The 25,171-nt window shown below is 35.7% G+C and carries 17 protein-coding genes, 2 pseudogenes and 1 CRISPR repeat array; of the genes and pseudogenes, 2 read left to right on the top strand and 17 right to left on the bottom strand.

Going from position 1 to position 25,171, the window contains the following annotated elements; all coding sequences use genetic code 11:
• Positions 1-188: 188 nt before the first annotated feature.
• The 8 genes from M663_RS0113530 to M663_RS0113495 form a co-directional block, all read right to left on the bottom strand.
• Positions 189-6,158 (bottom strand): S8 family serine peptidase, encoded by a 5,970-nt coding sequence (locus M663_RS0113530; RefSeq protein WP_029689311.1) that lies wholly within the window; start codon positions 6,156-6,158, stop codon positions 189-191.
• Between the two features lie 417 nt (positions 6,159-6,575).
• A complete protein-coding gene (locus M663_RS0113525) occupies positions 6,576-7,949 on the bottom strand; it encodes a S41 family peptidase (protein WP_029689310.1) in 1,374 nt (457 codons plus the stop codon).
• Between the two features lie 123 nt (positions 7,950-8,072).
• The gene (locus tag M663_RS0113520) at positions 8,073-9,269 is read right to left on the bottom strand and encodes an RNA-guided endonuclease TnpB family protein (protein WP_029689308.1); all 1,197 of its coding nucleotides are present in this window, start codon (positions 9,267-9,269) and stop codon (positions 8,073-8,075) included.
• On the bottom strand, positions 9,226-9,861 hold the full coding sequence (locus M663_RS0113515) for an IS607 family transposase (RefSeq protein WP_019908135.1): 636 nt from the start codon (positions 9,859-9,861) through the stop codon (positions 9,226-9,228). Before M663_RS0113515 ends, M663_RS0113520 begins: the two co-directional genes overlap by 44 nt.
• A gap of 161 nt (positions 9,862-10,022) precedes the next feature.
• Entirely contained in the window at positions 10,023-10,949 is a 927-nt protein-coding gene (gene thrB, locus M663_RS0113510; RefSeq protein WP_019908136.1) for a homoserine kinase, read from the bottom strand.
• Positions 10,939-11,994: a threonine synthase gene (gene thrC / locus M663_RS0113505; protein ID WP_029689307.1), complete on the bottom strand. Its 1,056-nt coding sequence runs from the start codon at positions 11,992-11,994 to the stop codon at positions 10,939-10,941. The genes thrB and thrC overlap by 11 nt, the downstream gene beginning before the upstream one ends.
• 3 nt (positions 11,995-11,997) lie before the next feature.
• Positions 11,998-13,254: a homoserine dehydrogenase gene (locus M663_RS0113500; RefSeq protein WP_029689306.1), complete on the bottom strand. Its 1,257-nt coding sequence runs from the start codon at positions 13,252-13,254 to the stop codon at positions 11,998-12,000.
• A gap of 12 nt (positions 13,255-13,266) precedes the next feature.
• Positions 13,267-13,707 (bottom strand): ACT domain-containing protein, encoded by a 441-nt coding sequence (locus M663_RS0113495; protein ID WP_003871326.1) that lies wholly within the window; start codon positions 13,705-13,707, stop codon positions 13,267-13,269.
• Positions 13,708-13,963: 256 nt separating this feature from the next.
• On the opposite strand from M663_RS0113495, the pseudogene M663_RS15755 reads away from it, so the two are divergent.
• Positions 13,964-14,260: pseudogene (locus M663_RS15755) on the top strand (amino acid permease C-terminal domain-containing protein); the annotation flags it as partial.
• Between the two features lie 55 nt (positions 14,261-14,315).
• Here the strand turns inward: M663_RS15755 and M663_RS0113485 are convergent.
• From M663_RS0113485 to M663_RS0113465, 6 genes and pseudogenes are all read right to left on the bottom strand, one after another.
• Positions 14,316-15,095 carry an MBL fold metallo-hydrolase gene (locus tag M663_RS0113485; RefSeq protein WP_029689304.1) on the bottom strand — a complete coding sequence of 260 codons (780 nt, stop codon included), beginning with the start codon at positions 15,093-15,095 and terminating at the stop codon, positions 14,316-14,318.
• Positions 15,096-15,354: 259 nt separating this feature from the next.
• A complete protein-coding gene (locus M663_RS0113480) occupies positions 15,355-17,280 on the bottom strand; it encodes an NAD(P)/FAD-dependent oxidoreductase (RefSeq protein ID WP_029689303.1) in 1,926 nt (641 codons plus the stop codon).
• 120 nt (positions 17,281-17,400) lie between these two features.
• Positions 17,401-17,664 carry a CRISPR-associated endonuclease Cas2 gene (gene cas2, locus M663_RS0113475; protein ID WP_003871087.1) on the bottom strand — a complete coding sequence of 88 codons (264 nt, stop codon included), beginning with the start codon at positions 17,662-17,664 and terminating at the stop codon, positions 17,401-17,403.
• Between the two features lie 20 nt (positions 17,665-17,684).
• Positions 17,685-17,923, bottom strand: a pseudogene (locus tag M663_RS15750) (IS1380 family transposase); the annotation flags it as partial.
• Positions 17,924-18,180: 257 nt separating this feature from the next.
• Positions 18,181-18,282: a MetS family NSS transporter small subunit gene (locus M663_RS15745; RefSeq protein ID WP_273702751.1), complete on the bottom strand. Its 102-nt coding sequence runs from the start codon at positions 18,280-18,282 to the stop codon at positions 18,181-18,183.
• A 14-nt stretch (positions 18,283-18,296) separates the two neighbouring features.
• Positions 18,297-19,874 carry a sodium-dependent transporter gene (locus M663_RS0113465; protein ID WP_029689302.1) on the bottom strand — a complete coding sequence of 526 codons (1,578 nt, stop codon included), beginning with the start codon at positions 19,872-19,874 and terminating at the stop codon, positions 18,297-18,299.
• A gap of 736 nt (positions 19,875-20,610) precedes the next feature.
• Here M663_RS0113465 and M663_RS0113460 point away from each other — a divergent pair.
• Positions 20,611-21,306, top strand: a complete 696-nt coding sequence (locus tag M663_RS0113460; RefSeq protein ID WP_029689301.1) for a hypothetical protein — start codon at positions 20,611-20,613, stop codon at positions 21,304-21,306.
• Positions 21,307-21,591: 285 nt separating this feature from the next.
• On the opposite strand, the gene cas1b is transcribed toward M663_RS0113460, so the two are convergent.
• The 3 genes from cas1b to M663_RS0113445 all read right to left on the bottom strand — a co-directional run bounded on the left by cas1b (position 21,592) and on the right by M663_RS0113445 (position 23,385).
• Positions 21,592-22,584 carry a type I-B CRISPR-associated endonuclease Cas1b gene (cas1b, locus tag M663_RS0113455; RefSeq protein WP_029689300.1) on the bottom strand — a complete coding sequence of 331 codons (993 nt, stop codon included), beginning with the start codon at positions 22,582-22,584 and terminating at the stop codon, positions 21,592-21,594.
• Entirely contained in the window at positions 22,581-23,078 is a 498-nt protein-coding gene (gene cas4 / locus M663_RS0113450) for a CRISPR-associated protein Cas4 (protein ID WP_003867574.1), read from the bottom strand. Before cas4 ends, cas1b begins: the two co-directional genes overlap by 4 nt.
• Positions 23,079-23,157: 79 nt before the next feature.
• Entirely contained in the window at positions 23,158-23,385 is a 228-nt protein-coding gene (locus M663_RS0113445; protein WP_029689299.1) for a Type 1 glutamine amidotransferase-like domain-containing protein, read from the bottom strand.
• Between the two features lie 47 nt (positions 23,386-23,432).
• Positions 23,433-25,134: direct repeats of the CRISPR family, unit length 30 nt; unit sequence GTTTCAATTCCTTACAGGTAGGCTAAAAAC.
• Positions 25,135-25,171: the final 37 nt, after the last annotated feature.

The raw sequence follows: 25,171 nt of genomic DNA, 5'->3' as shown, positions 1-25,171 counted from the left end.
TATGATAAATCAATAAAGTAAAAAATGCAATAGTAAAAATACATTTGTCCACATAAAGCGGACATTGTTAAAAAAATATCGATTACTGATAGGCAAAAATGAAAATATCTTATCTAAAAAATAAGAATTATTAAAAATCATTCACAACAATTAGAATAAAAAAGCGCCCGTTAGGGCGCATCTTCATTTTATATATTTCCTGTTTTCTCTAAAATTCTGTAAAGCATAGCTGCTGCCTCTGCTCTTGTGGCGTTGTCTTTTGGCTTGAAAGTGTTATCTTCATATCCTCTTACTATTCCAAGTTTTACTGCATTCGCTACTACATTCTTTGCCCATTCGCTTATCTTGTTGTTATCACTGAAAGTGGTATTGCCTATGCTGTCCTCTTTGTACTCTGCAAGCTTTCCGTATACCCTCATTATTACTGCTGTCATCTCTTCTCTTGTTATTGGGTCATCCGGCCTCATATTCTTGCCGTCTCCTAATATTATCCCTTCTTTATATGCTGCTTCTATCGCGTTTGCATACCATGCTCCTTCTTTTACGTCATTGAATTCTCCTTTGTATGGCTCTTCTTCTATCCCTAATGCCCTTATCATTAATGCTGTAAATTCTGCTCTTGTTATTTTTGCGTTCGGTACAAATGTTTCACTGTCTACCCCTTTTATTATGTGCCTTGATGTAAGTACATTTACTACGTCATATGCCCAATTGTCTTTTGTTACGTCTTTGAATTCTTTATTGTATTCAAAGACTCCATATGTTGAGAAGTGTTTGGCTTCAAAGGTTATTGTGTTTGTCTTTTTGTCAATTCTTCCTCCTACATATTCCCATTGATTTGTCTTTTCGTTTAAGTAGTATACTCCTATTTTCCTTATGTCTTTTCCACCTTTTATGTTAAATGTCATTTTTACTGGTGACCCTATTTTTATGTCTTTGTCTCCTGCTTTTATTGTTATGTCATAGGCGCTTGTTACCGGCTCGAAAGATGATGCGGTTATTTTGCCTTTGTTGTGTATGTTAAGTTTTATTGTTCCTGCTTTGTTTATGAGGTCAATTGCTTCTTGTGATACTGCTAAAGTTTTTGCATCAAATTGAAGACCTACTTCGTCTGATTTTACTACTACGTTTTTGTTGTTCTCTGCTATTAAATTAAGTACAGTTACAGGTATTTCTAATGCTTTTTGAGGTGTAGTTCCTATATTTGTTAAGTCAAATTGTATTTCTTTCTTTGAAGTGTCTTTTATGTCTTTTGCTACTTTGTTTTCGTCTATTGTAAGTGTTGTTGTGTTATTTTCTACAACTATTTTGCCTTGTGATACTTCTTGAGATGGTTTTGTTGTTTCTTCAGTGCCTGCAGGTGGGGTCACTGGTGGAACAATAGGTGTAATACCGCCACCACCTCCGCCAGAAGAAGGTACTTCTTTTACTGTGACATTAACTTTGGTAGTTTTATTACTGGTTTTATCACTATAGCTTATTTCAATTGTTGTAGTTCCATCTTTGACTCCTTTTACAATTCCTTTATCCACTGTAACAATATTTGAATCAAAATTATACTGAGCATTTGCCGTCACATCTTTTGTTGTACCATCAGAATAGGATGCCGTAACTTTTAGTTGTGCTGTCTCTCCAACTTTTATTTCAATGGAAGGTGGTTGTGCTGTTATATTTTCAAGTATTGGATCTGTTACTGTAATTGGTACATTTAACGCACTATTGTTATACACAGCAGTAAGCACAGTGCTTCCTTTAGAAAGGCCCTTTACAACTCCCATAGTGTAGTCAGCAATAAGCGGATTTGCAATTATAAATTTAGTGTAATTTGTCACATCTACTTGACTACCATCTGAAAAATGATTATAAACTGCAATTGGCACCATTTTGCCTGCTGGAACTGTTATAGATGGCGGGTCAACACTTATACCCAATGATACAGCTTCTGAAACTACAACTTTTATATCAACAGATTTATTATCATATGTTGCAGTTATTGTAGTTTCACCTGGATTCATTCCAACTACAATTCCATTACCCTCTACTTTGGCAATGTCCCCATATACAGATTCAAACACTGCTTTATCTGTTATATCTTTTGTTGTACCGTCTGTATATATTGCATTAACGGTTATTTTGCCTGTTCCCCCAACCGGTATATAAAGTGGATTTGGATTAGCATTAAGTGAGTTAAGCATGACTTTTTCAAGTTGTATTGTCTTTTGTGTTCCATTATAGGTTATTGTAACATAATTCTGAGTATCTGAAGTATATACATTTGCAGCTACTGTAGCTTCGGCTTTATTTGTCGCCACATCTACTGCACTTATCGAAATGATATTATTTCCCACGTTAAGCGGTACTCTGGCAGTAAAGGTATCATTAAATGTTGTGTAATCATCAGCTTCTTTGTTAAGTATATTGTTGCCATTGATAAACAATTTGTATCCAAATCCTGTATCATACACACTGCCTGCTACTGTAAGGCTTACTCCCTCAGGTGAAATAAAGCCTTTGAAATTATCTACATTTAAAGTAATTTCGGGTTTTGTAACGTCTATATAAATTGGTATCGCAAATTCTGTCTTGTGTTCATATGTTGAAGGGTCGTCTGCATTATACAATTTATCAAATGCAAGGAATTTTATCTCTTTCTTTCCATCACTGTCAAAATGTATTGTTGTTGAGAAAGTATTGTCTGGATTGACCGTTACTTTTTCATCATTAATATACAATTCACCCATAAATGTCGTCTCATCTTCTATGGTTCCTGAAACAACAATATCTCTTGTATTAAATATTTGTGCTACTTGAGGTTCTTTTACAGTAATTACAGGTCCAAAATTGTCTTTTATTTCTTGGTTAAATGCAATACAGCTATTATTTACACCCATTATATCAGAAATATTTCCTGCATAGTCTACACCAAGTACAGCAATAAATGTATAGCGGTTTGGAAGGTCTACTTCTGTTGAAACAGCATCACTTGGCAGTGATTTTGTTTCAATATTTGTGACATTTCCAGTAATAGGGTCAATCTTCCCTGTAAAAATTATATAGGATTCTATACCCGAACCTTTATCACTACCTGCCCACTTCACTGTTGCTTTTCCGTTTGAAATGTAATCTGCCTTTAAGTATCCATTTTGGTCAACATAGTCCGCATTTAGCAAAACTTCAGGAGGCATTGTATCGACTTTAACAGGCATTTGAAGAACTTGGGTTCTAGCATTCGGATAATCTATCTTAGATTCAAAGCGCATATAATATTGTCCATCAGGAACTGCTCCAAATTGTCCTGTTACAGGGTTAAATGCTTTGCCGTCCCATATCCAAAAATCAGAAATCTGAGCTTTGGATGTCTCTGCTACGTTCTTTCTTAAATATTCCTCTTGGGATACTTCTCTTATTACATTTCCTTTCTCATCTACAACACTTACTTTAAACTCTCTTGCATTTCTCATAAATGAAAGCACTGGCTGTACATAGTCAAATACACCATCGTTATTAGGAGATATGGCAATTGTAGATGGATCAGGCGTCTTGCTCCCAAGGTTCCCTAAGAAATATAATTCATTGTTTATAACTCCTGCCATACCTGTAAATCCATAATAAGTGTCATCTTCCCAAAGAGGTGAATCTATTACTCTTGGTTCATCCCAACTTCCATAAAAAGCTGTATAAGGTACGCTTAGTTTGGGAAGATTGCTATCTTCTGGAATAAAGCTTAAAAATCCTTCCGCAAAAATATCTTGTGGAGCATTTTGAGGAATTATCAATGTAACATTGACAGTCGCTTGTCCGTTCGCAGGCACTGTCACAGTATCTTTATCAAATTTAACTGTCCCTCCTGTAAGGGTTGTTGTTTCAGCAAAATTAAATCCCCAAAGAACATAATCTGTCAAAACTCCATACTCGTCCCTTAAGGTATACGTAACATCGCTGTTACTATGATTTTTAAGAGTCAAGGTAAAAGTCGCACTATTTCCAATACTGCCAAGTGCAATACCTGCTTTCCCATTTGCATCTGTAATTGTCACAGGTGTCTTGATTGCCTTATCTATTTGAATCATACCTGCACCTTGTTGTCTCGGTGAATAAGGCTTAGGACTTCTTAAGATTTTACCTGTATAAGGAGCAGCATTGTCATTTGTATCAATTATAACTTTGGCTGTATTCATAGCCATTATTTTAGCCATTTCAACAAAATCTCTGCCATCTTTGAAGGTCAATTCACCTTTAGATACTTTATCTTTAAGAGCTTCAGCAATTAGCGCCATTGCACCTGCCACATGAGGTGATGACATAGATGTACCGCTCATCAAACCGTAGGAATCTTTGTTAAGTGTTGAATATATTCCGCCGCCAGGTGCCATTATTTCCGGTTTAAAGTCAAAGCTTGGTGTAACCCCCCAGGATGAAAAGTCCGTTACATTGTCTCCCGGAGGAACTCCTAAATTATTTGTTCCTATAGCACCATCAAATTTTACTGTGACTTTTTGCCCTTGATCTAACAAAGCTTTAATTGCAAGACCTGCATCTCTTAAAATAGACACAGAAGGAATTTTCGTACCTTCTCCTAATGCCATTGAAATTGTTCCTGTAGTATTATTGAAAATTACTGCAGCTATAGCACCAGCATTTTGTGCATTTATCGTCTTTGCGTTAAATGTAATAGATCCTCTTGAAATAAGGGCAACTTTACCCACTACATCTTTACCTTGAAAATCCTCGGGTCTACCTAATCCACAATATACTACTTCATACTCTCCTTTCAAGATATCTGCAGGGTCAATAGGGTCATGGTCTGTAGGACTTCCTACAGAATATACTACTCTATCAAAACCTTGTGGAGCAGGATTTACAGAAAAACTTTTTCCTGTAAGTCCAGGATTTATAGAAGCAGCCACTTGAATAGCATCAAGCCACAAGCCAGGCGAGCCGACAGTTCCTATATCTGGATCCATTGCATATGGATAAAATTCTGCACTCGTGGAATAACTGGAGTTACCAGCTGAAACAACAACTATTACGCCATTGTCAACAGCGTTTTTTATCGCCAGATGCTCAGGGTCATCAGGGCGAACGAAACCTGCTGTTGAGCCTAAGCTCATGTTTATAACATCTGCACCAAATGCGACAGCGTGGTCAATACCTGCTACTATATCGTCCGAAAAAGCAGATGCAAAATTAGGATTGTTTGAAAATACCTTTTCAGCTATAAGCTGTGCCTCAGGTGCAACCCCTTTAATATTACCATTTGCTGCAACTATACCTGCAACGTGTTGCCCGTGCATTGACTGTGTAGCCCCAATATCTATAATTTGATCATTGTTGTCTGCCCAGTTCCAACCAACAGGTACTTTATCTGTAAAATATTTATAAGGAAGACCTGTTGTATTTGCTATTTCCTGTACTTTTGCTTGAGTCAATTTTACTTTGGAACTATCTGTTATTTTCATATCCTGGTGCCTATAATCTATTCCTGTATCTACTATTGCAACAACCATTCCTTCACCTTTATATCCCAAGTCATTCCACACGGTTGGTGCATTTGTTGAATAGATCGCTGTTGTCATGTCAAGAAAATACTCATTTACAATTCTTACATCTTTTACTCCAGGCAATGTTTTAATTTTTTCTATGTCTTTAACCTTTACCTCGCCACTTATGCCATTTAAAACGGTTTTATATGTATGTCTTGTTTTAAAATTGAAATTTTTGCTCAATACGCTTTTTAATTGAGTTTGTTCTTGAGTAATTTTGTTTAAAACAGTCGTTTTTTCATTTTGCGTCAAAGTTTTGAGAGTCTTGTTAGACTTTAATGCAAAAGAAGCAAGACTATCCTTTTCTAATTGCACAATAACTCGTACGGTTTCATCAGGATTATATTTTTCAATCTCTTGCTTGGAACCATCTCTTAAATTTTGTATTTCTTCTCCAAATTGCTCTACAATTTTTGACTTGCTTTGATAGGGTTTAGCAGTTTCTTTAAAATTATCTTTAGCAATCTGTTTTACAAGATTATAATCGATTTTTAGCGAATCTAAAGTAAGTTTTGGGTTATCTGATGATGGCATTTGCTCCGAATAACCAAAAGAGCTAAAAACACTGAATACCAATGTAAATGTAATCAGAAAAACTAAAAACCTTTTGCCCATAAAATCTTAACCCCCTTGTTTTTCATCTTTCTTATGTTCCGACAAAAAAATGCAATTTTCTCTCCTTCACCCCCCTTTATGAAATATCTATAATCTAAGGTAATAAGCCCTTAGATTGCATAAGTTTAATAATTATAAATAAAATTTGTAATTATTGCTGAATTTGAGACATTTTATTTAAAATATAATATACTAATCTTTTGCTTGGTTATTTGTATGATTAATATTTAATGTTATATAAATTTCATATTCAATATTATTCTACATAAATTACATTTTTCCTTCTTTGGGAAAATAAAATTTTTTATTTATAAAACATGCTTTTTGCAAGAAATTATTCATCTTATAAAGTTAAAAAGCCACATGCTTTGCATGTGGCTAGAAAACGCTTTTATAAAATTTAAGTATTTTTAAATTTTATATTTTCTTTAATACTTCTATTGCCTTATCTAATTGAATATCCTTATTATTTAATTCTTCAAGCATTTTAACCATTGCATCATAAGTGTTTTTATCAAAAACCCCTGTCGAAGTTAATCCCGCTTTTTCTTGCAGTTGTTTTACAGCATTCGCCGTTTTAGGTCCAAAAATACCATCTTCTGGGCCCGCATTAAACTTCAATATATTTAAATTCTTCTGTAAAATTTTTACATCATTTCCTCTGGAACCTACCTTCAATGTGCCATTAAATTTAATTGAAGGAGTATATTGAGTATTTACCACATATATATCTGGCTTTAAGCCTTGTTTGTCAATATATCTGCCTGAAGGGAGTTTATACCTTGCAATTGTAAGCTTAAAACCACTTCCATCTGGCAATGGCACTACTGATTGGACAGTCCCTTTCCCAAAAGATTTTTCTCCCACTAATATACCCGCTTTGGTATCCTGTATAGCCCCTGCTAATATTTCAGCTGCAGAAGCAGTATTGCCGTTAATTAATACTGCTAATTTATACTTAGGATTATTGAGATAAGAATAATATATTTCATTTTCTCCATTTTTTCTCTCTACAGTCAATACAACTCCTTTTGGAACAAAAAAGTTTGCAACGCTTACCGCCTCTGTAAGGAGTCCACCGGGATTATCTCTTAAATCAAGGACGATTTTATTTATGCCGTTATTATCCATATACGTGAGGGCTTTTGCTATATTAGATGTGGTATTTTCATTGAATTCTTGTATTTTTATGTATCCAATTCCATCGATTATTTTATAAGAAACTGGATTGACACGAATTATTTGTCTGGTAAGTTCAAATTCTTTTATTGACCCTCCTACGTCAAAAGTGACCTTTACTTTTGTACCTTCATCCCCAATTATCATGTTTACTACGTCATTTATATTCATTCCCTCAACGCTTTTGTCGTTTACCGCTTTTATAATATAACCACTTTTGATTCCAGCCTTTTCAGCAGGTGAACCTTCTAAAACAGAAGTTACAACAATTTTTCCGTCCTTTTCAGTCAAGACCATTCCTGTCCCACTGAAAGTTCCAGAAGTATTTTTGGTAAAATCTTTAAACTCCTCTTTTGTAAAATATGTACTGTACTCGTCAAGGCTTGAAAAAATTCCTTTTAAAGCTGCTTCTTTGAGTTGATTGTACGTCACATCTCCAATATAATTATCTGTAATATACTTCATTATAGAACCAATGTCTGCAAGGTTATCATATAGTTGTTGATCTGTCGTGGTTTGCGTTGAAGATTCAGCAAAAACATGTACTGGAACAGTAAAAGCAAGACTTGCAGCGATTAAAAATGTCAAAATTAGCGCCAAAAATTTTTTCACAATATATACCTCCATTTCTAATATATTGAGTTATAATCTCTCCGTTACTACAGTTTAATTAGGTTATGAATAGCGTTCAAAATATTAAAAACTATTCAAAATTTTATTAAACACTTTTCTTTGTTAGGCTACATTCAGCCTAACCGGGTGTAACCCCACACCCTCTATCCCCTCCGCAAATGCTTCGGGGAATACTTTTCTTATAATGTTGTATGCGCTGTTTACATCCGCGTTTATTAAAATTCCTTCATTGCTCCTAAATAAGCCTCTTTTTATTCTCCTCTGGGGATTGTAGTTTATTTCATTGATTTCTTCTCCATCTAAAAAACTGCAACCACTTGTATAACTTTCTTCTACAAGTATGAAATTTATTCCCTCTTCTTCACATTTATATTTGAGCATGTTTATAAAGCCATAAAAAGGGATACTCACGAAATTTTGATTGTTTATTTTCCCTAATTCTATTTCCTGTTTCCATCCCGGGTTGTATCCAACTACAAGTGTATCTATATTATATTGTTTGCAAAAGTTTACTATAAATCTGCTTATTTTATGCATAAGGTCTTTTATTTTGTTGTCTCTCTTTATTGATAGCTTTTTAATTCTATTGCTGGTACCTCTGTCTCCTACATAACTCATTAACTCAGCCTTTTTCTTGTTGTAATATTGATTTATTGACTTAATAACTTTGCCATTAATAACAATAGGCTTTATGCCTATGTTATTTGCCAAAGTTGCAAAGTTATTAAGTCCCAAATCTATTCCAGCTATTCTTTTTGAGGATTTCTTTGTTTCAACTACTTCTTTTTCATAAACTATTTCAATAACATAAACACTTCCTTTTGGGATTATCCTGACTTCTTTTAATTTGCCTTCCACTCTCGTTTTAAGCTTTAGATCTGTCTTTGGAAAAGTTAAATATCCGTCTCTAATCTTACACTGTTGATTGGTGAATATAGCAATGCTTCTCCCATTTTTCTTTTTGTATTTTGGTAATTTAGGTTTCCCATTAAACTTGCTTTTATCTTTTCTCCATTCTTTCATTGCTTTAAAAAATGATTTCCAGTTTCTATCGAGAAGTCTCAAGGTTTGTTGTGCTGTCTGGGCAGGTAAATTTTTGTAAGTCTCGTGTTCTTTTAACATCTTATTGAGCTTCCTGTACCTTATCCATTTTTTGTTGTTTATAAATTCCTGCCTTGTAATGTAGTTAGCATAATTGTATAAGTTTTTTGCTGCAAAGCATATTTTATCACAATAAGGCCATAATTCATGATTTTTATTTATCTGTATTTGTTCTACTCTCTTGACTATTATCTTCAAACACCTCGCTTTCTAAAAGCTTTCTTATTTTTTGAATTTTTCTTTTGCTGTAGAATTTCATACTGTAACAGTGCAGCAAACTTATAATTTCTTCAATTATTTCCTGAGAATCAAGCTCCTCATTACCAACTTCTGATACAACAATCATTTCAGTATTAAATTTTCTAAATAAATGTTTAAACAATTCAAATCCTGCTCTGCTTAACCTGTCTTTGTAGGCTATAATAACCCTCTCTACTTTACCCGCAAGAACATCATCAAGCATTTTAAAAAATTCATTTCTCTTTTCAAAGCTAATTCCACTTGCTATATCAGAAAATACTCCATGTATTTTATAGCCATTATTAAAACAAAACTGTTTCAATAATTCAATTTGATTTTCTAGATCTTTCTTTTGTTTTGGGGTTGAAACTCTTGCGTAAATGTATGTTTTCCTTTCAACACCTTTCATAAAAATTTTGTATACGTCTTCCTCATTATAATCATAAAATCCATTTGGCATAACTGTTACTCTTATTTTTCCTTCTTTTACATATTTGGTTAGTGTTGGCCTTGATATTTTTAATAATTCTAAAACTTCTTTTGCTTTCATATTTATATCACCCATAAATATTATAGCATAACTCACGAAGCAAAGTAAATATATTTTATTAAAAACTTTAATATGTTTAAAGCATTTTAATATTTTTTTGTTACTATATCACATTGGTTAATCATAAAAATTTATCACATAATAAAGTTTCAAAGGTTTCCCTATACTGATAGAGAAACCTTTGAAACTTGAGCACCGTTATTTTCACAATGGAGTTTATATACTCTATAATCTATCTCCATGCTAGTATACACACTTCCTACTCCTTCTACTACTGTATCTACCTTATCTTCCGAGCAAATAGCCATAATTGTGGGGCCTGCTCCACTTAAAAAAACAGAATAAGCGCCTGCTTCTAAAGCTTTTTCAAAACAGGCATACATTTCAGGTATAAGTTTAGAGCGGTATTTTTGATGGAGCATATCTTGAGAGGCAATCTTTAACAAGTCGTACCTTCCACTAAACAAAGCAGCTGTCAAAAGAGAAGACCTACCTGTATTGAATACAGCATCTTTAAAATCTACTTTTTTGGGCAATATACTCCTTGCTATTTCCGTCTTTAAAACTTTTTTTGGAGTAAAAGTGATAAATTTTAAATCATTTTCTAATTCTTTTTTTACATAATAAGTACTTACCCCGTCAAAAACAGTTATATTTAATCCACCATTTAGAGCAGGGCCTACATTATCAGCGTGTCCTTCCATAGAAGCCGCAAGGTCTAAAATTTCCTCATGTGTTAAAATACCTCCTGCAAGTTCATTTGCTGCTAACATCCCACCAATTATCGCCGCCGCACTACTTCCAAGACCACTGCCTATGGGAATACCATTTCTTATCTCTATTTTTAATCCCTCATATTGTGTCTCAGTTTTTTCAAAAACTCTTTTAGCCGCTTTATAGACGAGATTATCCTCAGTTGTTTCTATTTCTTTATAGTCATCTCCTGAAACCTCTATCAAGAGCCCTTCTTCTATAAATCCCATAGAAATTTCTGTATACAAATTTAGTGCCACTCCTATGCAGTCAAAGCCCGGTCCCAAATTTGCTGAAGAAGCGGGAATTCTCACTTTTACCATGTCACTCTCCATATAAAACTTCCTCCAATGCTTTTAGATTCGCCTCTATTGTTTTTATCTCTCCACCTAATTTAACAGCAGTATCTGGATCCTTTAATCCATTTCCCGTTAAAACACAAACAACAGATTCTCCTTCTTTAAAAAATCCTTCCTTGTATTTCTTAATAACCCCTGCAATAGAAGCTGCTGAAGCAGGCTCTGCAAAAATACCTTCCTTCTTAGCTAAAAGCGCATAAGCCTCCAGTATTTCTTCATCTGTAACTTTGTCAATGAGTCCCCCCGACTCATCTCTCGCAGCGACAGCCTTTTCCCAGCTGGCAGGGTTACCTATTCTTATCGCTGTTGCAATAGTCTCAGGGTTTTCAATTACTCTGTTTTCAACTATAGGTGCAGCCCCAGCTGCCTGAAAACCTAACATTTTAGGAAGTTTATTTATTTTCCCCGCATTATAATATTCTTTAAAGCCCATCCAATAAGCTGTTATATTCCCTGCATTCCCCACAGGAAGCGCAACATAGGAAGGAGCATCTTTAAGTTCGTCACATATTTCAAAAGAAGCTGTCTTTTGTCCTTCTAACCTATAAGGATTTATAGAATTCACCAGCGTTATGGGAAATTTTTTTGAAATCTCTCTAACTAACCTCAAAGCATCATCAAAGTTTCCATCTATAGCAATAACCTTAGCACCATAAGCAATCGCTTGAGCAAGCTTTCCTAAAGCAATTTTGCCGCCAGGTATAAGTACAATGCTCTTGAGCCCTGCCTTTGCTGCATAGGCAGCTGCAGAAGCGGAAGTATTCCCTGTTGAAGCGCACACAACTGCATTAGAACCCTCTTCTTTTGCCTGCGACACTGCTACAGTCATACCCCTGTCTTTAAAAGAGCCTGTTGGGTTTAACCCTTCGTATTTCAGATATATTTTTATGCCTGGAAAAAGTTTTTGGAGATTGGTAGCCTCATAAATAGGTGTATTGCCTTCTTTTAATGTAACTATGTTTTCCTCTTTTATTTTAGGCATAAACTCTCTATAAGCTTTTATTAGGCCTTCCCACCCCATTGACTATTCCCCCTCTACTCTTATGACACTTTCTATACTTTCTACTTCCCTCAGATTTTGTATTTTCTCCAGGGCTTCAAATACTTTACCTGTATTCGCAATATGAGTGATCAACACAATCTCCGCAGTATCCCCCAAAACCCCTTTTTGTACTACCGACAAAAGACTTATTCCTTTATCTCCTAATATACCAGTAATTTTGCTCATTACGCCAGGTTTATCAAAGGCTATGAGCCTTATATAATATTTGGATACAGTATCCACAATAGGAAGAAGGTTTGCATCTTCGCACCCATTTTGAATAACAATATGGTTTTTTACATCCATTATGTCCGCAACAACTGCACTGGCAGTAGGCATCATACCCGCACCTTGCCCATAAAACATAACTTCCCCTACTGCATTTCCATCAACTAAAATAGCGTTGAAGACTCCATTTACGCCGCTTAAAGGATTGTCTTTTTTTATCATGACAGGATGTACCCATGCTTCTAAATTGTCTCTTTCATCAATTTTTGCATAAGCTATAAGTTTTACATTGTACCCCAATTCTTCTGCATATTTTATGTCAAATTTAGAAATAGACTTTATACCTTTTGTGTAAATTTTTTCAGGCAAAATGAATTTGTTAAAAGCTAAAGTGCATAGTATGGCAAGTTTTCTTGCCGCATCAAAACCTTCCACATCATCTGTCGGGTCTATCTCTGCGTAACCTTTCTGCTGAGCTTCCTTTAAAACTTCTTCAAAGTCTAAACCTTTTTCTTTCATTTCTGTCAATATATAATTTGTAGTTCCGTTTAATATTCCTTTGATTTCGTATATTTTATTTGCTGCAAGACATTGTTTTAATGGCCTGATGATGGGAATGCCACCACCAACTGATGCCTCATAGAGAAGACTAACTTTATTTTCTGTCGCAAGTTTTATTAGCTCTTTACCGTGAACTGCTATGACTTCTTTGTTGGCAGTGACGACGTGCTTACCACTTTTGAGAGCTTTTATAATATAATCCAGAGCGGGATGTTCTTTCCCCATCACTTCTACCACTACATCTATTTCTTCATCTTCTAAAATATCATTTGCATCAAAAGTTATTTTTCCCTCTGCAAGAGGTGTCCTCTTTTTATTGGGGTCTTTCACAAGTATCTTCTTTATCTCAATCTTTTCACCTATCTTTTTTTCAATGTTTTTACCGTTTTGGTTGATTAAATGAACTACACCTGTTCCAACTGTGCCAAGGCCCATTAGTCCTATCTTCATTCTCAATCCCTCTCATTCTCCTAAAATTTCTATTTTCCTAACTCCGTTTTGACTGGATAATTTCTCAAGGAAATTTTCCAAACTCATTTCCATGTACTGGGTATCAATAGAAATAGTTACGCTGGCAACCCCCATCGAAGGTATACTTTGATTTATAGTAACAACATTGCACCTCGCATCTGCCACAACGTCAAGAATAGAAGAAAGCACTCCTGGCATATGCTCTAATACCATAGATAAAGTTATGATTTTCCCTTTGCTAAATTTAGAAAAAGGGAAAACATAATCTCTATACTTGTAAAAAGCACTGCGAGATATGCCTACTTGTTTTACTGCTTCATTGATGGTTTTCACTTTGCCCGATTCTAATAATTCTTTCACTTTTAAAGTCTTTTTAAGAGAGTCTGAAAGGATTTCTTCTCTTATTATATAGAGTTTCCCATCTTCTCCCATGAATTTCACCTCCACTGTTTTTGTTGAATAAACATCATTCCATATATGGAATACATTTTATCACATTAAATTATAAAAATCAATAGCAGTTTACGTTTACTAAACAAAAAATTAACCTATTGTCTATCTATTCATCTAACCCATGCAAATAATTTTAATCATAAATACTCACTAAAAGCATTATTTTTAAAATATATTTTGTCCAATATATTTCACTTTACCATTACTAATTAGTATATTTATTCAATAGTATGTATTTTTAACAATTAACATAATCGCAGAACTTGTAAATATAGGAACTATGTTAGCTTTTATACTCACTTCTATCGGTGTAATAGTATTGAGATATAAACAACCAGATTTACCAAGAAAATTTAAAGCCCCAGGTGTACCATGGACACCCCTTTTGGCAATAGCTTTTGTACTTTCACTTATGGTATCTCTCCCGTGGGAGACATGGGTGAGGCTCATTGTATGGCTTATAATAGGACTTTTCATTTATTTCGGTTATGGAAGACACCACAGTATACTGGCCAAAACGTCAGAAAGGTAACAACAATATCAAAAAATGCGGCAAAGTTTCATGCTTTGCCGCATTTTTATATTTTTTATATTTCCACCACATCACTTTCAATATTTCTCAGCGCCATACGCACTTCAAATTTAACTCCTGATTTTTTAAGCATATTCGTTACAGTAGCAAAAGCAAGTTCTGGTCTGTTATTATTTTGGCTTAAATGGCCTAAAAAAGCTATTCCTATCGCTTTCATTTTAAACAGTTTCATGAGAGCATCTGCAGCTGCATCATTAGAAAGATGACCTAAATTAGATAAAATCCTTTTTTTAAGAGGCCAAGGATATGAACCATTGATAAGCATTTCTATATCATGGTTTGCTTCTAAAAGTACTACATCAGAACCTATAAGGTGATTTGCAACACCTCTTGTCATGTACCCTAAATCAGTAGCAATGGAAATTTTTTTGTCTCCGCATTTAAAGGAAAAACCTACTGGCTCTACGGCATCATGGGGTTTTTTGAAGGGCATTATTTTTACATCCCCAATTTCAAATTCTTCACCTGTGGTAAAATAGAGTTTGTTTTTTTCGGAAATTTCTTTTATGTCTTTCTCCATCGCATCCCACGTAGCTTTATTGGCATATATAGGTATATTGTATCTCCTTGAAAGTACACCTGCCCCTATGATGTGGTCTTTGTGCTCATGAGTTATGAGAATGGCAGATAGGCTTTTAGGGGTTACCCCTATATTGAATAATGCTTTTTCAATTGTTCTGCCACTTAAACCTGCATCAATTAGAATATGTACATCTTTATGATTTATGTAAATAGCGTTTCCACTACTTCCTGACCTCAAGGAACAAAACTTCATAGCCAATATACCCGCATTGCGGGTATCCCCCTTTCTTTTGCTTTCACAATTAATTATAACAATTTTCCTAAGGCAAGTGAAGAAATTTTCTTTTTAAAGGAAAAGAAATTATTCACATCCAATCTGTGTGCAAATTTTTCATAGCTCAAAAACTTCTCATATTTTAACCGAAAGACTTTTAACATCAAATTATCAACATATTCACATACATTTGTGGATAAGTTGATAATTTAAAAATATAAGAGGGGAATAACCCCTCTTATAGGGAAAAACCTAAATTACGTCCCTCAGAAATAGCGTGGACAATCTTTCTTACTTCTTTAGCATCTCCTATAACATGAAGCTTTTCTTGTGGTAAAACCTTACTGACCTCTTCGTAAAGAGAAGGATCTGGTTTTAAACCCACAGCTAAAACTATAGTATCGGGAAGTGGCAGCTCTTTTTCCCCTTCAGGTGTCTCCACCAAAAGCGCCTTTCCTACTTCTTTTAGACGAGTTTTTACATAAATTTCAACCCCACGTTCTTTTAAGCGCTTCATAATGAGATTCTTCTCAAAAATTCCCATGTCTCTTGCTACTTCCTCCAAAAGCTCAATAACTATAACTTCTTTGCCTTGTTCTGAGAGATAATCAGCAGTTTCCATGCCTATTAAGCCGCCACCAATTATAGCAACTTTATTGCCTGCTTGTTTTTCTCCTCTTAATACTTCCACAGCTGTCAAAAAGCCATATTCTTTAAGTCCGGGAATAGGTGGTACAATTGGCTGTCCTCCTGTCGCAAAGACGACTTCGTCAGCCTCCCATTTTGCTATTTCTTCTGCTGTAACTTTATGCTTAAGATTTAAAGTGACACCAACCTTTGGAAGTACCTCTTTATAGTATTCCACGATACCTTTCAATTCTTCTTTGTGAGGAGGAACAGAACCGGGCAAAACTTGACCTCCTATCTCTCCTTTTTCTTCATAAATGTATACTTTATGTCCTCTTACAGCAGCAGTATAAGCTGCTTCCAAGCCTGCAAGTCCAGCACCAATGATAAATACTTTCTTCCCAGGTTGAGGTGCTTTTTGTATTTCGATTTCCTCCTCATTGCCAACTGATGGGTTGAAATTACAACCAAAACGGCGTCCTGCTCTTAATTCATCTAAACAGCCTTGGTGACAAGCAGCACAACGGCGTATTTCCTTGCTGCGTCCTGATATAGCCTTTTCTACAAATAGCGGATCAGCCACCAAAGGCCGTCCAAGAGCAACTAAATCAGCTTTGCCTGATACCAATATTTCTTCTGCCAATTCTGGCGTATTGATTCGCCCGACAGCGATAACAGGAATATTGACCTGTTCTTTTATTTTTGAAGCAAATTCCCATGCCAATCCTTTTTGCGTTCCCAAAGTTTGCAATGTAATAGCACCAGACTCACAGCTACTTCCTAAAGAAACATCAATAGCAGCAACACCTTTATCTTCTAATGCTTTAGCCAAACGGATCGCATCCTCTAATGTCCAACCTCCTGGCACAAATTCATCAGCACTAATGCGTACAATAATTGGAAAATCAGCACCTATCTCTTTCTTTATTTCATCTAATATTTCCATCCCAAAGCGAATTCTATTCTCAAAACTGCCACCATATTCATCCTCTCTTTTGTTAGTATGAGGTGAAAAAAACTGGTGAATGAGATAACCATGTCCAAATTGAATTTCCAATGCATCTGCACCAGCTTCATAAGCTCTGACAGCAGCTTTTACGTAAGTATTTTGCCATTTCTTTATGTCCTCATGAGGTATTCCTTGTGGTTCAACTCCAATAGTTGGACAAGCTATTGGAGAAGGTGCGATAAGGGGTAATTTAGTTACCATTGGATTTGCTATCCGCCCCGCATGGTTGATGTAGACTGCGACTTTGCTACCATCCTCCTGTATGGGGGTAATAAGGTGGCGAAGCCCCTCTACCATTGAATCATCATAAATACCTAATTGACGCGGAATTTCTTTCCCTGAAAGGTCTACATATGCTGATTCTAAAACAATTAAACCTACTCCCCCTTTTGCTCTATTGACATAATATTGAATTAGGTCCTCTGTAACCTGTCCCTCTGATGTAGCATAACCAGTTTTAACAGGCGCCATTACTACCCGATTTTTTAAATTTAAATTACCTATTTTTATTGGCTTTGTAAGCTCCATTATATCACTCCTTTAGTGCAGTGTATTTTAAAATAATGTTCATAATTATTAAATTCGACATAAAATAGTCAATTCCTGCTTTGTTAAATTTTTGTCTTTGTTTGCTCTGAAATGTAAATTTTATATAATTATGTCTTCTCCACCTTTTCTAAGCCCAAGGATTTCTCTTTCAGAATATTTGGTAGTCCGTAAAATATAAAAAATAACTGAATCCTCATCTTTGTCTATTATTCTTGAAAGCTCTATTTTTAGTTTTTTAAGATTGGCTTCTGATATTTCGCCTTCTAAAACAGAATTTTGGACCCAATGAAGGTATTTTCTGCAAGTCTTTAAAACTTTATTGACCCTTTTTTCATTCACATCGTAGACAAGGATTAAAAACATTTCAATCACCTTAAATTTAACTTGAATTCGTATATGTCCATGCAAATCTGTCTTGTTTTAGACTGTGAGAGGTTTTTGACTACAATTATAATCCTGCAGGTTCTCTCCAATTTAGGAATCTTTGGATATATTTCATTGACACTAAAGGTTTCATCTGTTCGCGTCCAGACATAAAGTAATCTATAAAACGCCTTATCCCTGCTTTGTTTTTAGTTTTTATTACATATTCATAACATTTAGATTCAAAGTACAGTATATTAACCTAAATTGACATTTTTTATCACGACTCTATAGTTTTTATGGCTTTTATGTTAATTTGTACGTGCTGTTCCCAAGCAGACTACTACCTATATTATATCAACTTGTGTTCTGCTATTGTCTTTTTTTAGTTAACATTTTTGCAACCTTTTCTTTTGTTTAATTTGCTATGCTATAAAAATTGAGGGACCCCCTTATTATAAATGGTCCCTTAGACTTTACCCACAATCTGAGGCTGCGGTAAACCCGCAGCTTTTCTTATTTTGCCTGGTGTTTTAGAAGGTTGCTCAGGGTAATGTAAACTCCTCCCAGTATTATAGCCCAGCTCATAATCATGAAAAATAGCGCAATTCCAGACATGCTTACGCCTCCTTTTAAATTTTCGCGCCTTTTTGTGTCTGAGCGCTGCCGTATTTCTTCTGAATAGCATAGTAGGCTTCAGCGAAACCCATGACAAGTATTACTAACATCAGCATGCGCGCACCCTGCACCCAAGGAAGGAGCTCCGGCATTCCTTCTACAAAGCTTGGCACCCACTTCAAGTAACCGTTTTGTATATAGCTCTTTGTAGAGAAGATAAGCAGTATCGCGATCGAAAGCGGCGTGAGAAACTTGATCATCAGGTTAAATAAACCAGAAGACACCTTCCAGTAGCTACCTCTGTTTATTTCTTCAAGAGCGTTTTTTTCACCGAACAACCAGCCTGCCACCAGAGCTTCGATTAAGCCCACGACTACCAGGAAGTAGCTGCCTACCCAGTTGTCGAGCTCAGTGAGGAAGGCCAGTTCAGCAGTTTTGGTTACGATAGGCTCTAAGGCCGACGGTAGCCCCACCAGTATATATAGTCCGAATATCACCAGAGCCCCGACTTTTCTCGGCACATTGAGGTCCTCTTCAAGTATGGCTATCAGATAATTGTACATCGCTATAGCCGAGGTGAAGCCCGCGAAGAAAAGCACCAGGAACCACAACCCACCAAAAATCTGACCTGCTGGCATCATACGGAACACGTTGGGAAGGGCTATGAACGAAAGCCCGACACCACTATTTATGCCTTCAGGGCCGAGGAATGTAAAGGCTATTGGGATAGCGATGGTACCGCCCAAAATGACTTCGGCAAATTCGTTTAGAAAGATCATGCTGGTAGCAGAAAGAACAATGTCGTCATCAGGCTTGAGATAAGAGGCGTAATTAGAGACAATGCCCATTCCGACAGACAGCGTGAAAAATATCTGCCCCGCAGCAGCCAGTGCTGATTCCCACTTAAGTTCGCTCCATTTCGGACTCCAGAGGTAGTCAAGGCCTTTAATCGGTGACCAGTCGGGGTTTACAGGCGAACCGAGGGTCAGCGCCCTTATAATCAGGATGAAGCCGAACACATAGAGCACCGGCATCATAACTTTAGCCCACGCCTCAATACCTTTCTGTATCCCACGGCTGAGGGCGAACGCTAGTAAACCCAGCGATATGACCCAGAAAGTTATGGACATGGCGGGATTCTGGATATAACTTACGAAAATCTCGCCAGTCGACTTGGCTGCATTCATGTAGCCACCGGTTAGGGACATGTAGCTGTAACCAAGGGTCCAACCGATGATCTGGGTATAGTACGCGTTTACAAGGACCGTCACCGAAAACGTCAGCATACCAGCTATAGCACCTATTATTGCTGCAGAGGAATGTCCTAGCTTTCCTCTGGACTCCAGGTATATCATAGCGCCAGTAGTTCCATGCCCGTATTTACCACCATAGCGGCCCTGCATCCACTCGACATACATGAGTGGTATGCCAATAATCAGCAGTGCAGCAAAATAGGGTAACATAAATGCGCCGCCACCGTTTTTGGCAACCTGGTAAGGGAATCTCCAGAAGTTGCCGAGACCTATAGCGTTACCAGCCATAGCAAGAATAAGTCCCACCTTAGTCCCCCAGTTTTCCCTATTTTCCGTCATAAATGCCCTCCTTTATAATTTATTTTTTTAGGTTTTTGCAGAACCCCAAAACCCTCACAGATTAAGGGATTCTGCTATATATTTTCAAAGGAATTCCCCCTCTTTTATTAAATTCATAAATACAATAAATACAAAAAACGGAGGAAATCCTCTGAAAACAAAGTTAAACAATTATCTCTTTCCGACATTTATGATCATCTTCAATCCTTTTTAAAAAGATAAACCTAAGTTTATTAATCTCTCTTTGAATCATTAGTCAATTTGTCTAAAATTATTTTACTTTCTTTCTATGAGCATTCCTTACTCTCATTTTGGTCACCATAGGAAATTTAGTCTTGAATTTATGCTTTCTCCAATTATCATTCAAAAAAATCATTTCTATCCCCACTATTCAATTGCACGTCCATTTTGTAATTAGGTAAATTTATTTTTTATATTAAAGTTGTGTAAAAATTATGGTAATATTATATAATATAATTTTACCTTTTTCAATAATTGTTAAATATTTGTTAATATATCTATTTGCAAATTTTCTGAAATCTTGGTTATAAAAATTTATATCTCTCGCTATGGTTTTTTATTTGGAATTTAAGTCTTCCAATGATGTTTTCATAAAATTTATCATGCATTCTGCTTCACCATTTAGAAAGGAAATCATCAAAATACTTTCCAACAAAATCTTTATATGATATAATAAATTGCAGTAAAAAAATTTGGAAGATTTGGAGGTAATACTTTGGCAAACGAAGTATTTGAAACGCTCATTTCTATCGAAAAGTGGACAAATTTCGCCGACATCCCTGCATACCACCTTGCTAAAATAAAAAAGGAAGTTGAAAAGGCCAAAGAACGCTACCGGAATTTCGATCCGAGCGAGATAAAAAGCGACGAACAGAAAAGAGTCTACGAGGCTCTTGTAAAAAAGGGCGGAGAACTGAAAAAAAAGCTGAACTTCAAAAAAAGCGAAATAAAGGATCATGTCTATTCCTACCTGCGATACGCCAACGCCGCCTACTTCGATTTCATGAACGCCCTGACTCCTTTGAATATCGGGATTCGGTTTTTCACCTTCACATCAGCTTTGTTCATAGCCCTTTCCCCTCAATTTCTTGGGGCAGCTTTTTCGCTAGTCTTTGTGGCGCCCATACTCCTTGGCCTCAATGCCCTCAAAAAAAGGCGAGCTGTAGGCTACAGCCTGGCGATGCTAATAGTGCCTGTGTCTTTTGCAGTGTCGACCATGTGGCTTCGCTTTGGATACAGGGTCCTGGTCGATTACCAGACGGTGCTGTTGGAAACAATAAAGGCTACAGGAAAATCTCCTGAGGTCGCGCACCTTTTTATAACGGTTCCACCGTTACTCTCTCTCCTGCTTCTCTTTTCGACAGGTTATATGGCCTACCAACTCACCAGAGCCAGAGATATGCTCATATAGGCGGAAGGCTTCCCAAAAATGCAAAGACCCGTGCTATCGCTTCGTCTATGTCCATGCAATCTATCCTGTTTTAAGCTGTGATAGTTCTTTAAGTACAATTATAATCTTGCGGGCTCTATCCCATTTGATAATCTTTGGATATATTTCATTGACACTTAAATTTTATCAAAAAAAGTGGAATCTCTATATACATTTTTGTAAAAAATTTTTTCACTTAATTGGCTGTCAATTAGCACTATTTAGGCATTTTGATAATTCATTTACCGAATCCACGTTAAAATGACATCACCATTGTGCAATAAAAGGCTTGTACTGTTCTTCTTCAATCAAGTGTTTTTCCAATTTATACAGCTCTAACCTTATAAGTCTTCTATAAGAAACATTGTTAGAAAGATTCCTGTGTTTAATAGTTGTAGCAAGCTTATCTTCAAATTCCTGCACAAATACTTTTTTCCCTTTTTCTTTAAGTAATAATCCTTCTGCATCTTCTTCAAAGTCTTCTTTAGTAACCATTTTTTTGCTAAGCAAGGTAAATATAGTCCTATCTACAATGATAGGCTTAAAAATCTCTGAAACATCAAGATTTAAAGAAAAACGTCTAAAATTGGTCGCATGCAAAAAACCTATTCTCGGGTCTAAGTGGGTTTTGTATATTTCACTTAAAGTTGTCGTATACATCAAAGAATTTCCAAAGCTTATCAATGTATTCAAAAAATTTTGAGGTGGTCTTTTGCTTCTAAAGTCAAACTTAAAATCTGGGTTTTGAATTATCTCATCAAAAGCCTTATAATAATATTCCCTAATATTACCTTCTATTGCCATTAATTCATTTATTGTAGAAGTTGAATCAACGCTCTCCCCTAATTTTTCTATGGAATAAATGACATTTTCCAAATCTTTACCTCTATTTGAATAATATTTCAAAACTTGCCTTATATTTTTATAAGCTCCTTCGACAAATTTTTGAGCAAGATAAAGCCTTTTGCTTCCATCATTATAGTGCTCAGCTTGTCTTAATATCATATAGCCTGAGTTTAAATGTTCTCTTGGATAATAAGACCCTACATAATATCCATAATGATTGAAAAAATGGAGTATAATCTCTGATTGTGTTAAAAACTCAAGAAGTCTTTTGTTAAGGCTTACTTCTCCAAAAACCATTATTTCAGAAGTATTTTCTACTGGTATAAATTTTCTTCCATTTTCTCCTTCAAAAAATAGAGTATTATCTTTTCTTTTTAATTCTCCATCTGAAAAAATATAAATCGTTTTTTTCATGACATACAAAACTCCTTATACCCACAATTTTTACAATATGGAATTTTTATAAAAGCAGGTGGCTTTTCTTTATATACTATATCTTTAATTTCTTCAATTGCCTTTATAACTTCTCTTTCAAATTCTGGTGTAAGTTCTACTACTTCCCGCTTCCTTTCTTCTGGAAAAAAAAGTTGCCCTTTTGCAGTTATTCCGCTTTGCTTTAACTTGTAGAGATAAAATAAAAGTTGCATTTTAGCACTATCTTCCGCTTTTGAACTTTTCTTTACCTCGCCAATTAAAATATTATCTTTTTCCATTCTCACAAGGTCTAATACCACATTTTCAAAATGAATCTTTTTTCTATCCCTTTGATAAGAATTTTCATCAATAAGCCTACCTATTTCAATATAAGGATGTTCTTGGTCAGGCACTATCTGATGTGCCATAAGCCAAACTTGCCTTTTACAAATGGTATAGCTTTGCATCAATGCCCCTGTAACCTCAAATTCCATAGTATCACCTATAAAAGTTTTTTATATTTTTTAATTAAACTATTTTCAATCCTCATCAAAACCGGAATACATAAACTTATCAGCTATTAATGACTCTAACTTCATTATCTTTATCTGTCTCACATCCAAGCATTTTACCATAGACAAAGTCAAAATTATCACAATACGCTTCAGGTTCGCCACTTGCCGTTGGTACAAAAAGGGCTTTTGGCTTAGCCTTGTCAGTTAGTTTGACTATTTCTTCATCTATCTTAAAAGTTTCAAATTTTGAAATCTCTCCTCCCCCTATGGCAACTACCTTTTTCATATCCTCACCCCGTTTATAAATGAATTAGATCACAGGACCTATGGATAGTTTCAATTCCTTACAGGTAGGCTAAAAACTACGCAGTCTCTAATACTGCATGTAAAAACCGATGAGTTTCAATTCCTTACAGGTAGGCTAAAAACTTAGTTAAGCCATCTGGAGCTATAATGATTTCATTTATGTTTCAATTCCTTACAGGTAGGCTAAAAACCCGCCCCACAAATAGCGCCACTATGGCCCCAAGCAGTGGTTTCAATTCCTTACAGGTAGGCTAAAAACAGGCCCTATTGCTGCTGCGACAGCTGCAAACTGCAAAAGTTTCAATTCCTTACAGGTAGGCTAAAAACCCTGTTGTATCCTCTTCTTTCTAAGAGCATAAAAAAGTTTCAATTCCTTACAGGTAGGCTAAAAACCGTTGTTGTTTGCTTCGAACGGCGTAAACTCGATTAGTTTCAATTCCTTACAGGTAGGCTAAAAACCTTTAATACCTGCATTACCCAAGATAGCCAGTGCTGCGTTTCAATTCCTTACAGGTAGGCTAAAAACCGTCCCATTCACATATATCACAAAATCATTCAAATCGGTTTCAATTCCTTACAGGTAGGCTAAAAACCACTGTATCGTTTTTGTTTGACCTGCTTCATCATATAGTTTCAATTCCTTACAGGTAGGCTAAAAACAAATAAAGTCGTGGAATTGTTTCTGAACTTGAGTATAGTTTCAATTCCTTACAGGTAGGCTAAAAACACAGCACCGCTACCAGAATTATAGCCACCACACATAGTTTCAATTCCTTACAGGTAGGCTAAAAACAAACATGAAATACGTTTTGGAGACAAAGAGAAAGAAGGGTTTCAATTCCTTACAGGTAGGCTAAAAACCGGAGCTCAAAATGTGGGTTATGGAGCTGTAAATGGGTTTCAATTCCTTACAGGTAGGCTAAAAACGAAATATTTATTTTGTCTAATTAGAATTTTGTTTTCGTTTCAATTCCTTACAGGTAGGCTAAAAACGTCAAGTTTTAGACATTGATTTTTTAGAAGAAGAAGGTTTCAATTCCTTACAGGTAGGCTAAAAACGCTTAAAAGAAAAAAATCCTCACTCACATTTTACAATGTTTCAATTCCTTACAGGTAGGCTAAAAACTGTAAGCTATCAAAATCTATCAAATATCATCAACCTCCTGTTTCAATTCCTTACAGGTAGGCTAAAAACTTTATAAAAAAATTAAAAAATTCGTCAAAAAACACTGTTTCAATTCCTTACAGGTAGGCTAAAAACCAAAGAGCCTGTCCTCCCTGGAACAGTCTTCTGGGTCCGGTTTCAATTCCTTATAGGTAGGCTAAAAACGAAAAATAAATGCAGCAGTACAATTCTACTGTGAATGTTTCAATTCCTTATAGGTAGGCTAAAAACCCTGGGTGGACGAATCCTTCCTGGAACACCGGCTTGGTTTCAATTCCTTATAGGTAGGCTAAAAACCTTTCCTCGTCAATTTCGCCGCGTTCATACGCGGACCGTTTCAATTCCTTATAGGTAGGCTAAAAACTCCGATGTCCTTCGGTCCGCTCCTGGCCCATTCAAGTTTCAATTCCTTATAGGTAGGCTAAAAACCAAAGAGCCTGTCCTCCCTGGAACAGTCTTCTGGGTCCGGTTTCAATTCCTTATAGGTAGGCTAAAAACGAATTTTAGGTAAAACAATTGCTTTTCAAAGCAATGGTTTCAATTCCTTATAGGTAGGCTAAAAACCAATATGAAGTTGAAGAAATGGATGGTAATGAAACAT

Source organism: Thermoanaerobacter sp. A7A, from assembly GCF_000445185.1.
Taxonomy (GTDB): Bacteria; Bacillota; Thermoanaerobacteria; order Thermoanaerobacterales; family Thermoanaerobacteraceae; genus Thermoanaerobacter.
Note: the sequence above shows the minus strand (reverse complement) of the source record. Positions and strands in the feature narration are given on the sequence as shown.